The sequence below is a fragment of the Deltaproteobacteria bacterium genome (assembly GCA_003696105.1).
In the GTDB taxonomy this organism is placed as follows: Bacteria; Myxococcota_A; Polyangia; order Haliangiales; family J016; genus J016.
The window spans coordinates 1-10,897 of sequence record RFGE01000367.1 but is presented as its reverse complement, the minus strand read 5'-3'; the positions used below and the strand labels follow the sequence as shown (position 1 = coordinate 10,897).

Below are 10,897 nucleotides of genomic sequence, written 5' to 3'. Positions count from 1 at the left end.
CGCTGCCGACGACGACGCCGTCGGCCGAGGCGGCGACCCGCGCCGCGTCGGCCGGCGTCTTCACCCCGAAGCCGACGGCCACCGGCGCGCCGGTGAGCTCGCGCACGCGCGCGACGCGGCCGCCGACGTCGCCGGCGCGACCGAAGTCGGCGCCGGTGATGCCGGTCATCGAGATGTAGTAGACGAACGGCGGATCGACGGCGCGGGCGCGCGCGATCCGCTCGTCGCCGGACGTCGGCGCGATCAGGGGCACGACGCCGATGCCGCGCGCCGACAGCGGAACGCGCAGTTCGTCGAGTTCGTCGACCGGCAGGTCGACGACGAGACAGGCATCGACACCCGCGCTGGCCGCGGCGTCGGCGAACGCGTCGACGCCGAACACGACGAGCGGATTGTAGTAACCGAAAAGCACGATCGGCACCGCGCAGCCGCGCGCGCGCACGGCGCGCACCGTGTCGAGCGCGCTGGCGAGTCCGCCGCCGGCCGCGAGCGCGCGCTGCATCGCGGCCTGGATGACCGGGCCGTCGGCGTTCGGATCGGAAAACGGCACGCCGAGTTCGATCACGTCGGCGCCCGCATCGGCCGCCGCGACGACGAGGTCGACGCTGCGCGCCGGGGTCGGATCCCCCTGCGTGAGGTACACGACCAGCGCGGCGCCGCCGCCGTCTCGCCGCCGGTCGAACGCCGCGCGCACCCGGCTCACAGCTCCACCCCCAGCGCGCGCGCGACGGTGGTCATGTCCTTGTCGCCGCGCCCGGACACGCACACGACGATCGGCCCGCCGACTTCGCGCGCAACCTCGTCGATCGCGGCGATCGCGTGCGCGGTCTCGAGCGCCGGCAAGATGCCCTCGGTGCGCGCGAGCCGCTGCAGCGCCGCGAGCGCGTCGGCGTCGGTGCGCGACAGGTAGCGCGCCCGGCCGGTCTGCTTCCAGTAGGCGTGCTCCGGCCCGACGCCGGGATAGTCGAGCCCCGCGCTGATCGAGTGCGCCTCGGCGATCTGGCCGCCGTCGTCGCACAGCACGTACGACTTCGATCCGTGTAGCACGCCGATGCGGCCGCGGCTGAGCGTCGCCGCGTGCCGGCCGGTGTCGAGACCGTCGCCGGCCGCCTCGACGCCGAACAGCGCGACGTCCGCGTCGTCGACGAACGGAGCGAACAGGCCGGCGGCGTTGGAGCCGCCGCCGACGCACGCGACGCACGCGGCCGGCAGCCGGCCCTCGGCGGCGAGGATCTGTTGGCGCGCCTCCCGGCCGATCACCGACTGGAACGCGCGGACGATCGTCGGATACGGGTGCGGTCCGGCGACCGACCCGATCAGGTAGTGCGTGTCGCGCACGTTCGTCACCCAGTCGCGGAGCGCCTCGTTCATCGCGTCCTTCAGGGTGCGGCTGCCGGCGTCGACCGGTACGACGCGCGCGCCGAGCAGCTTCATGCGAAACACGTTGAGCGCCTGGCGTGCGACGTCTTCGCGGCCCATGTAGACGTCGCACGTCATGCCGAGCAACGCCGCGACGGTGGCGGTCGCGACGCCGTGCTGGCCGGCGCCGGTCTCGGCGATCAGGCGCGGCTTGCCCATACGGCGGGCGAGCAACGCCTGGCCGAGACAGTTGTTGATCTTGTGCGCGCCGGTGTGATTGAGGTCCTCGCGCTTGAGATACACGCGGGCGCCGACCTCGGCCGACAGCCGCGGCGCGAAGGTCAGCGGCGTCGGCCGGCCGACGTAGTCGCGCAGCAGCGCGTCGAGTTCGGCCGAGAACGCCGGGTCGGCGGCCGCGGCGTCGTACGCGCGCTCGAGTTCGGCGAGCGCCGGCATCAGCGTCTCGGCGACGTACTGGCCGCCGAACGGGCCGAACCGCCCGCGCGGCGACTGCGCGCGGTCGCCGGGCGCGAGAGCATCGCCGGACCGAGTCACGCCGCCGCCCCTGGCGCGGTCGCGGCGCGGCCGAAACACACCGGACTGTCGAACATGCGCGGACTATAGCGCGCTGCGCGCCGCCCGGACGAACGCCGCCATCGCGGCCGGGTCCTTGACGCCGGGCTCGCGTTCGACCCCACCGGCGACATCGACGCCGTGCGGGCGCACCGCGCGGATCGCGGCGGCCACGTTGTCGGGCGTGAGCCCGCCGGCGAGCAGCACGCGGCGGATGGCGGCGGCGCGCGCGGCCAGCGACCAGTCGCCGGTGCGCCCGGAGCCGCCGTAGCCGGCCGTCGGCGTGTCGACGAGCGCGAGGTCGCCGCCGTACGCGCGCAGGCGCGCGAGCGCGTCGTCGCCGGACAGCGCGATGGCCTTCAGCCACGGGTGCGGCAGCGCCGCACAGAAGGCGGGCGTCTCGTCGCCGTGCAGCTGCACCCGATCGAGGCCGATGTCCGCCACCGCGCGGGCGATGTCGGCGGCGGTCGCGTTGACGAACACGCCGACGACGTGGACCGAACCGGCGGCGCGCGCGGCGGCCGCGACCCGTTTCGCGGCGGCGGGATCGCAATAGCGGCGCGACCCGCGCCACAGGTTGATGCCGATCCAGTCGGCGCCGGCGCGGGCGGCGGCGGCCGCGTCCTCGGGCCGTCGCACGCCGCAGATCTTGACGATCATGCGCCGGCTCCGGCCAGCAGGGCGCGCAGCGCGGCGCCGGGCGACGGCGCGCGCATCAGCGTCTCGCCGACGAGGATCGCGTCCGCGCCGGCGCCCGCCAACCGGCGCACGTCGGCCGCGGTGCGGATGCCGCTTTCGGCCACCAGGATGGTTTCCGGTGGAACGACCGTCCGCATGCGCGCCGCGAGCGACATGTCGATGGTGAAGTCGCTCAGGTTGCGGTGGTTGACGCCGACGATCCGCGCGCCCGCCGCGATCGCACGGTGCACCTCGTCCGCGTCGTGCGCCTCGACCAGCGCGTCCATGTCGAGTTCGCGCGCGCGCGCGACGAGCGCCGCCAGCAGCGCGTCGTCGACCGCCGCGACGATGACCAGCACCGCGTCGGCGCCGGCCGACCGCGCCTCGGCGACCTGGTAGGGGTCGACGAGGAAGTCCTTGCGCAGCACCGGGCACGCGACGCGCTCGGCCACGGCGGTCAAGAACCGCAGCTCGCCGTCGAAGAACTCCCGGTCGGTGAGCACCGACACCGCCGCGGCGCCGGCGTCCTCGTACTCGCGGGCGATCGCGACCGGGTCGGCGCCCGGACGGATCGGCCCGGCCGACGGCGACGCCCGCTTGACCTCGGCGATCGCGCGGATCGGCGCGCCGGCGGGCCGCCGCAGCGCCGCGGCGAGACTGCGCGCCGGCCGCGGCGGCGGCGGCAGCTCCGCCTCGGGGCGCTCGACTTTGGCGCGCGCGACCTCCGCGCGCTTGGCGTCGAGGATGCGCGCCAGGATGCTCACGCGTCCGCCCGGGACAGCTCGGCCCACCGCGCGAGCAGCCGCGCGGCGTCGCCGCCGTCGATCGCGGCCGCGGCCGCCTGCGCGCCCGCCCGCAGGTCCGCCGCCGCGCCCCCGGCCACGAGCGCCAGCGCCGCCTCCATGATCGCCGCCGCGCGCGGCGCGCCGTGCGCGCCCGCGAGCACCGCGCGAACGATCGCCGCGTTGTCGTCCGGATCGCCGCCGCGCAGCCCGGCGGGATCCTCGTCGGCGAGTCCGAAGTCGCGCGGCGCGATCGTGCGCCGGACGACCGTGCCGCGCGCCGCGTCCCACTCGGCCACCACGGTCTCGCCCGCGACGGCCACCTCGTCCAGGCCGCCGGCGCCGTGGACGACGAACGCGCGGCGCGCGCCGAGCTGGCCGAGCGCGGCCGCGACCGGTTCGCACCAGGCTTCGGAGAACACGCCGACGACCTGGTTGGCGACCCGCGCCGGGTTGGTGAGCGGGCCGAGCAGGTTGAACAGCGTGCGCGTGCCGAGTTCGCGCCGCGGGCCGGCCGCGTGGCGGGTCGCGGCGTGGAACGCCGGCGCGAACAGAAACGCGATGCGCACCTCCCGCAGGCAGCGCTCGAGCACCGGGACCGGCGCGTCGATGCGGACGCCGAGCGCCTCGAGCACGTCGGCCGACCCCGACCGCGACGACAGCGACCGATTGCCGTGCTTGGCGACGCGGACGCCGGCGGCCGCCGCCACGATCGCCGCGATCGTCGACACGTTGACCGTGCCGGAGCCGTCGCCGCCGGTGCCGCAGGTGTCGACGGCGGCGTCCGGATCCGGGCACGCGATCGGCGTCGCGCGCGCGCGCATCGTCCGCGCGGCGCCGGCGATCTCGTCTGCGGTCTCTCCCTTCATGCGCAGCGCCACCAGCAGGCCGCCGATCTGGGCCGGCGTCGCCTGGCCGTCCATGATCGCGGCGAACACCGCGGCCATGTCGTCGGCCGACAGGTCGCGGCCGTCGATCGCCGCCGCGATCGCCTCGCGGACGGTCATGGCCGCGCTCCCCCGCGCGTCATGTCGAGAAAGTTGCCGAGGATCGCCATGCCGGCGCGCGTCATGATCGACTCGGGGTGAAACTGCACCCCCTCGACCGGCGCGTCGGTGCCGGCGTACGCGCGATGGCGCACGCCCATGATCTCGTCGGTCCACGTCTTGGCGGTGATCTCGAGGCAATCGGGTACGCTGTCGCGGTCGATCACGAGGGAATGATAGCGCGTCGCGACGAACGGGTTGTCGATGTCGCGAAACAGCCCGCGCTCGTCGTGGAACACCTTCGACGTCTTGCCGTGCATCACCTCGCGGGCGCGCACGATCCGCCCGCCGAACACCTGGCCGATCGCCTGGTGGCCGAGGCAGACGCCGAGGATCGGAATGCGGCCGGCGAATGCGCGGATCACGTCCATCGACACGCCCGCCTCGTTCGGCGTGCACGGGCCCGGCGAGAGGACGATGCGCGCGGGCGCCATGCGTTCGACGTCGGCGACCGACACCGCGTCATTGCGCTCGACGCGCACGGTCTGGCCGAGTTGGCCGAAGTACTGGGCGAGGTTGTAGGTAAACGAGTCGTAGTTGTCGATGATGAGCAGCATCACGCCCCCTCATCGGCGGGCTCGCCGCGCGCGAGCGCCACGGCGCGCAGCACCGCCCGCGCCTTGGCGACCGTCTCCTCGTATTCGCGCTCCGGCTCCGAGTCGTACACGACGCCGGCGCCCGCCTGCACGTAGATCGAACCGCCGGTGGCCACCAGCGTGCGGATCGCGATCGCGAGGTCGAGGTTGCCGGCGTACGACACGTAGCCGACGGCGCCGCCGTAGATGCCGCGCCGCAGCGGCTCGAGTTCCTCGATGATCTCCATCGCGCGCACCTTCGGCGCACCGCTGAGGGTGCCCGCGGGAAACGCCGCGCGCAGGACGTCGTACCAGCCGAGCCCGGGACGCAGCCGGCCGACCACGTTGGACACCATGTGCATGACGTGCGAGTAGCGCTCAATCGCCATCTGCTCGGTGACGGCGACCGAGCCGGTGTCGCACACCCGCCCCAGGTCGTTGCGGCCCAGGTCGATCAACATCAGGTGCTCGGCGCACTCCTTCGGGTCGGCGCGCAGCTCGTCGGCCAGCTCCGCGTCTCGCTCCGGCGTGTCGCCGCGCGGCCGCGTGCCGGCGATCGGCCGCAGCTCGACGCGCCCGGCCTCGCAGCGCACCAGCGTCTCGGGCGACGCGCCGGTGACGCGCGCCTCGGGAAATTGCAGGTGGAACATGTACGGCGACGGATTGACCACGCGCAGCGCGCGGTACAGATCGAGCGGGTCGACGTCCGCCTGCGGCACCTCGAAGCGTTGCGACAGCACCACCTGAAACGCGTCTCCCGCGAGGATGTATTCGCGCGCGCGGTCGACCGCGTCGCAGAACGCCGCCCGCGGAAACGAGGACCGCGGTTCGGCGATACCGCCCCACCGGAGCGCCCGCTCGGCCGGCGGCGGCGGGTCGAGCGGGCGCAGTTCGGCCGCCGGCCCGCGCAGGCGCGCGACGACCGCGTCGATGCGCGCGCGCGCGCCGTCGTACGCGCGATCGGCCAGCTCCGGGCGCGGTACGTAGGGCGTCGCGACCACCTTCACGGTCTGGCGCAGGTTGTCGAAGATGACGACCGTGTCGGTGAGCACGACGCACAGCTCGGGCAGGCCGAGGTCGTCGTCGGTCGCCGCCGGCAGCGCCTCGAACGCGCGCACGCAGTCGTAGCCGATCCAGCCGACCGCGCCGCCCCAGAACCGCGGCAGCCCGGCGGTCGCCACCGGTCGCCACTCCGCCATGACCTCGCGCAGCGCCGCCGTCGGATCGGGCGCGTCCCACGACGCCGTGCGCGCCTCGCCGGCGCCGTCGACGTCGCGCCAGTGGACGTGCGCGCGCCCGCCGCCGCAGCGCAGCACGGCGCGCGGCTCGACGCCGATGAACGAGTAGGCCGCCCACTTCTGCCCGCCGACCACCGACTCGAGCAAGAAGCTGTAGTCGCCCGCGCCGAGCTTGGCGTAGGCGGACACCGGCGTGTCGCCGTCGGCCAGGATCTCGCGGTAGACGGGGATCAGGTTGCCGCGGCGCGCAGCCTCACGGAATCGCTCGCGATCGGGCACGACCATGCCCGCCAAGAGTGGCACGAACCCGCGCCGCTGTGCACCGCGCGCGGCCGAAACGGAGCGCGCCGGGGCGTGCTCCGGTCGGCCGCACGGGTTTACACTGCCGCGCATGACGACCGCACTGCGCGCGACCGACCCCGACCTCGCCGACCTCATCGCCGCCGAACAGCGCCGCCAGCGCGATTCGATCCGGCTCATCCCGTCGGAAAATTACGTGTCGTTCGCCGTCTTGGAGGCGACCGGGTCGGTGCTCACCAACAAGTACAGCGAGGGCTACCCCGGCCGCCGCTACTACGAGGGACAGCAGTACATCGACCAGATCGAGACGCTCGCGGTCGACCGCGCCAAGGCGCTGTTCGGCGCCGAGCACGCCAACGTCCAGCCCTACTCCGGGTCGCCGTGCAACCTCGCGGTGTACCTGGCGTTCCTGCAGCCGGGCGACACGGTCATGGGCATGGCGCTGCCGGCCGGCGGCCACCTCACCCACGGCTGGAACGTGTCGATCACGGGCAAATACTTCCGCGCCGTGCAGTACGGCGTGCGCCGGGACACGCTGCGCATCGACTACGACGAGGTGCGCGACCTGGCGCGGCGCGAGCGCCCCAAGGTGCTGTTCGCCGGCGGGACGGCGATCCCGACGCGGATCGACTTCGCCGCGTTCGCCGAGATCGCGCGCGAGGTGGACGCGGTGTTCGTCGCCGACATCGCGCACATCGCGGGCCTGGTCGCCGGTGGCGCGCATCCGTCGCCGGTCCCGGTGGCCGACGTGGTGACGACGACGACGCACAAGACGCTGCGCGGGCCGCGCGGCGGCATGTTCCTGTGCCGCGAGGTCCACAAGAAGGCGATGGACCGGGCGGTGTTTCCGGGCCTGCAGGGCGGGCCGCACAACCACACGACCGCGGCGATCGCGGTCGCGCTGCGCGAGGCGGCGACCGACGCGTTCCGCGCCTACGCGCACCAGGTCGTCGACAACGCGAAGGCGCTGGCGGCCGCGCTGGTCGAACGCGGCTACCAGCTCGTCGCCGGCGGCACGGAGAACCACCTCATCCTGTGCGACCTCACCAACAAGGGCGTGCCCGGCAAGGTCGCCGCCCAGGCGCTCGACCGCGCGGGGATCGTGCTCAACTACAACAGCGTGCCGTTCGACCCGCGCAAGCCGTTCGACCCGTCGGGCATCCGGCTCGGCACGCCGGCCGTCACGTCCCGCGGCATGGGGCCGGACGAGATGCGCCAGATCGCCGCCTGGATCGACGCGGTGGTGTCGGCGCCGGCGGACGAGGCGCTCGCGGCGCGCGTCGCGGGCGAGGTGCGCGAGATGTGCGCGCGGTTTCCCGCGCCGGGCATCCCGGTGGCGTAGGCGCTACGGCGCCGCCGCCGGCTCGCCCGGGCCGAAATCGAGAAACAGATAGTGGTAGCCGTCCGGCGCGGCCTCGAGCCGGGCGGCCGCCTCCCGCGCCTGCCCCGGCGCCTTGAACGCGATGTGCAGCGCGATGCCGGCGCGTCGCTTGCCGCGCCGAGGCGCCGGCTTCGGCACCACCTCGCGGACCGGCGTCGGAAAGAACCGCGTGTCGAGGCGCCGCCGAACGTTGCGCGAGCCGAAGCGGGCGCCCTCGATCGTCACGACCAACGTGTCGCCGGCGACCTGCTGGTGGAACTCGGTGTCGCGCGTGAGCTGGACGAACAGCCGCGAGCCGTCGGCGGTCGGCTGAAACCCGATCCAGGTCGCGATCGGCCGCCGGGTCGGCCGCCGGAGAGGCGGCGCATGCCCCGGCACGACCCCCGTGTACTGGCCCTCCTTGTGCGCCGCGTCCGGCGCCGGCGCGCTGGCCGCATCGCCTTCGTCCTGCTGTGCCTCGCCGGCGTCTTGCGCGGCCGCCGGCGCCGCCAGGGCCGCCGCCAGCCCGAGCGCGACCGCCATTCGGCCCGCGTGGCCCGTGTATCCCCGCATGGCCCGATCCTACGCGCGCGCCGCCGCCCGGGGCAACAAACCGCCGGCGGCGTCCCGCGAGCGCGGGCCTCACATCCGCTCGGCGCAGTCGATGGGGTCGGCCGGCTCGTCGAGCAGGTGACGCCGCACCGCGCCGACGACGAACAGCGAACCGGCCACCAGCACGCCGGTGTGTGCGCGCGCGCGCGCCCGGTCCACCGCCCGGCGCGGGTCCGGCTCGACCTCGACCGGCGCTGCGCCGGCGCGCGCGGCGGCGGCAGCCACCTGCGCCGCGGGCGCGGCGCGGTCCGCCGGCCCGGCCTCGGTGCACACGACCGCCCGCGCCCGGGCGACCAGCGGCGCGGCGATGCCCGCGATGTCCTTGTCGCGCGCGGCCCCCAGCACGAGCACGTCATAGGCGACCTCGCCGGCGATCGCGCGCGCGGCGTGCGGGTTGTGCGCGCCGTCGACCACGACCGGCGGATCGTCCGCGATGCGTTCGAGGCGGCCGGGCCACCGGGCCGCCGCCAGCCCGGCGCGGATCGCGGCGGCGTCGGGCGCCGCAAGCGCGCGCACGACCTCCACCGCGACCGCCGCATTCGCGCGCTGGTGCGCCCCGGCCAGGCCGAGCGGCCAGTCGCCGGGCGTCGACGCCGGAGCCCGAATCAGCCGCGCGCCCGCCTGGCGCGCCGCGATCTCGAGCAGCGGCTCGCCGGCCGGCTCCCCGCACCGGCCGACGATCGCCGGGCGCCCGGGCTCGAAGATGCCGGCCTTCTCGCGGGCGATCGCGGCGAGGGTCGTCCCCAGATACGCCTGGTGGTCGAGGGCCACGCCGGTGACGGCGGACACGTCGGCCGACACGGCGTTGGTCGCGTCGAGGCGGCCGCCCATGCCGACCTCGAGCAGCGCCACGTCGACGCCCGCGTCCGCGAACGCACACAGGGCGATCGCGGTCGCCAACTCGAAGAACGTGTAGCGATCGCCGGCCGCCGCGAACACGCGCTCGGCGGCGTCCGCCACCGCATCGTCGGCCGCCGGCGCGCCGTCGATCCGGAATCGCTCGGCAAACCGCGACAGGTGCGGCGACGTGAACGCGCCGGTGCGCAGACCGCTCGCGCGCGCGATCGCCTCGGCGAACGCGACGGCCGAGCCCTTGCCGTTCGTGCCGCCGATGCGCGCGATGCGACCGACCTTCGCCTGCGGCGCGCCGAGGCGCTCGAGCAGCGCGCGCACGCGGTCGAGGTCGAAGCGGACGCCGGCGCGGCGCGCCCGGTACAGGCGGTCGAGTACCGCGCGGTAGCGGGCGGTCGCGTCGCGCCGAAGACCGCCGGTGCGCGCCGCGGACGTCACTGGCCGTTGCGCCGGCCGAACCAGCGCAGGATGCGGCCGAGCGTCGGCTTGAGCTGCGCGCGCGGCACGACCGCGTCGACCATGCCGTGCTCGAGCAGGAACTCGGCGCGCTGAAATCCCTCGGGCAGCTTCTGGCGGATCGTCTGCTCGATCACGCGCGGTCCGGCGAAGCCGATGAGCGCCTTCGGCTCGGTCAGGATGATGTCGCCGAGCATCGCAAACGACGCGGCGACGCCGCCGGTCGTCGGGTGCAGCAGCACCGAAATGTACGGCACGTGCGCCTCGCGCAGGCGAGACCGCGCGGCGGACGTCTTGGCCATCTGCATCAGCGACAGCACGCCCTCCTGCATCCGAGCGCCGCCGGACGCCGAGAACACGATCGACGGGTGGCCCGTCGCGAGCGAGCGCTCGAACTGGCGGGCGATCTTCTCGCCGACGACCGAGCCCATCGACCCGCCCATGAACTCGAACACGAAGAACCCGACCTCGACCGGGTAGCCATCGATCGTGGCCGTCCCGCTGCGGTAGGCGTCCCCCTCGCCCGCCTTGCGGGCCTGGGCCTTGAGCTGGTCGCGGTAGCGCTTGCCGTCGACGCGGAAGCCCAGGGGATCGGTGCTGCGCAGGCCCTGGTCTGCCTCCACGAACGAGCCCTCGTCGAGCATCAGCGCCATCCGCAGCGGCGTCGGCATCCGCATGTGGTGGTCGCACGCGGGGCAGACGTAGAGATTGTCGGCGAGATCGCGCTCCAGCAGGATCTCACCGCACGCCTCGCACTTGCTGGCGATCCCCTTGGGGACCGACTTTTTTTGCGCGGACTCGGTCGTGAGCCCGTCGCGGTTGCGACTCCACCACGGCATGTTGCGCTCCGCCCCCTGCCTACCGCCATTCGCGCGCAACTGCAAGCGACGGCGACGCCGTCCGCGCCCGCGCGACCGGGGCCGCCGCAGGATGTCTGCGAAATCGGTTTCGCGCGCCGGCCAAACCTGCTATCCAGATCGATACCTATGCATTGATTCGTACGCCGTGACGGCATTGCCAGAGAGGTCGGGATGTCAGCCGCATCCGTCTTGATCGTCGATGAAAT

The 10,897-nt window shown here is 74.5% G+C and carries 11 protein-coding genes; 1 reads left to right on the top strand and 10 read right to left on the bottom strand.

Annotated features, from left to right (window positions below; translation table 11 throughout):
• The 7 genes from D6689_22650 to trpE form a co-directional block, all read right to left on the bottom strand.
• A partial coding sequence (locus tag D6689_22650) for a tryptophan synthase subunit alpha (protein RMH36353.1) occupies nucleotides 1–694 on the bottom strand: 694 nt, incomplete at its 3' end.
• Between the two features lie 5 nt (nucleotides 695–699).
• Nucleotides 700–1,815 carry a tryptophan synthase subunit beta gene (trpB, locus tag D6689_22645; GenBank protein ID RMH36355.1) on the bottom strand — a complete coding sequence of 372 codons (1,116 nt, stop codon included), beginning with the start codon at nucleotides 1,813–1,815 and terminating at the stop codon, nucleotides 700–702.
• A gap of 162 nt (nucleotides 1,816–1,977) precedes the next feature.
• A complete protein-coding gene (locus tag D6689_22640; protein ID RMH36352.1) occupies nucleotides 1,978–2,592 on the bottom strand; it encodes a phosphoribosylanthranilate isomerase in 615 nt (204 codons plus the stop codon).
• Complete coding sequence (trpC, locus tag D6689_22635; protein RMH36351.1) at nucleotides 2,589–3,374, bottom strand: indole-3-glycerol phosphate synthase TrpC; 786 nt, start codon at nucleotides 3,372–3,374, stop codon at nucleotides 2,589–2,591. The genes D6689_22640 and trpC overlap by 4 nt, the downstream gene beginning before the upstream one ends.
• The gene (gene trpD, locus D6689_22630) at nucleotides 3,371–4,399 is read right to left on the bottom strand and encodes an anthranilate phosphoribosyltransferase (GenBank protein RMH36350.1); all 1,029 of its coding nucleotides are present in this window, start codon (nucleotides 4,397–4,399) and stop codon (nucleotides 3,371–3,373) included. The genes trpC and trpD overlap by 4 nt, the downstream gene beginning before the upstream one ends.
• Nucleotides 4,396–4,995, bottom strand: a complete 600-nt coding sequence (locus D6689_22625) for an aminodeoxychorismate/anthranilate synthase component II (protein ID RMH36349.1) — start codon at nucleotides 4,993–4,995, stop codon at nucleotides 4,396–4,398. Before D6689_22625 ends, trpD begins: the two co-directional genes overlap by 4 nt.
• Nucleotides 4,995–6,536: an anthranilate synthase component I gene (gene trpE, locus D6689_22620; protein RMH36354.1), complete on the bottom strand. Its 1,542-nt coding sequence runs from the start codon at nucleotides 6,534–6,536 to the stop codon at nucleotides 4,995–4,997. Before trpE ends, D6689_22625 begins: the two co-directional genes overlap by 1 nt.
• Before the next feature lie 106 nt (nucleotides 6,537–6,642).
• On the opposite strand from trpE, the gene D6689_22615 reads away from it, so the two are divergent.
• A complete protein-coding gene (locus D6689_22615) occupies nucleotides 6,643–7,893 on the top strand; it encodes a serine hydroxymethyltransferase (GenBank protein ID RMH36348.1) in 1,251 nt (416 codons plus the stop codon).
• Nucleotides 7,894–7,896: 3 nt separating this feature from the next.
• Here D6689_22615 and D6689_22610 read toward each other — a convergent pair whose 3' ends face one another.
• The 3 genes from D6689_22610 to D6689_22600 all read right to left on the bottom strand — a co-directional run bounded on the left by D6689_22610 (nucleotide 7,897) and on the right by D6689_22600 (nucleotide 10,670).
• Nucleotides 7,897–8,484 (bottom strand): hypothetical protein, encoded by a 588-nt coding sequence (locus D6689_22610; GenBank protein ID RMH36347.1) that lies wholly within the window; start codon nucleotides 8,482–8,484, stop codon nucleotides 7,897–7,899.
• A 69-nt stretch (nucleotides 8,485–8,553) separates the two neighbouring features.
• Complete coding sequence (locus tag D6689_22605; GenBank protein RMH36346.1) at nucleotides 8,554–9,813, bottom strand: bifunctional folylpolyglutamate synthase/dihydrofolate synthase; 1,260 nt, start codon at nucleotides 9,811–9,813, stop codon at nucleotides 8,554–8,556.
• Complete coding sequence (locus D6689_22600) at nucleotides 9,810–10,670, bottom strand: acetyl-CoA carboxylase carboxyltransferase subunit beta (GenBank protein RMH36345.1); 861 nt, start codon at nucleotides 10,668–10,670, stop codon at nucleotides 9,810–9,812. The genes D6689_22605 and D6689_22600 overlap by 4 nt, the downstream gene beginning before the upstream one ends.
• Nucleotides 10,671–10,897 lie beyond the last annotated feature (227 nt).

Bases quoted from the DNA above. Each gene is read 5' to 3' on its own strand.
- trpB (RMH36355.1), bottom strand. From the start codon at position 1,815: ATGCCGGCGCTCGCCGAACTCGAGCGCGCGTACGACGCCGCGGCCGCC.
- D6689_22640 (RMH36352.1), bottom strand. From the start codon at position 2,592: ATGATCGTCAAGATCTGCGGCGTGCGACGGCCCGAGGACGCGGCCGCC.
- trpD (RMH36350.1), bottom strand. From the start codon at position 4,399: ATGACCGTCCGCGAGGCGATCGCGGCGGCGATCGACGGCCGCGACCTG.
- D6689_22625 (RMH36349.1), bottom strand. From the start codon at position 4,995: ATGCTGCTCATCATCGACAACTACGACTCGTTTACCTACAACCTCGCC.
- trpE (RMH36354.1), bottom strand. From the start codon at position 6,536: ATGGTCGTGCCCGATCGCGAGCGATTCCGTGAGGCTGCGCGCCGCGGC.
- D6689_22615 (RMH36348.1), top strand. From the start codon at position 6,643: ATGACGACCGCACTGCGCGCGACCGACCCCGACCTCGCCGACCTCATC.
- D6689_22610 (RMH36347.1), bottom strand. From the start codon at position 8,484: ATGCGGGGATACACGGGCCACGCGGGCCGAATGGCGGTCGCGCTCGGG.
- D6689_22600 (RMH36345.1), bottom strand. From the start codon at position 10,670: ATGCCGTGGTGGAGTCGCAACCGCGACGGGCTCACGACCGAGTCCGCG.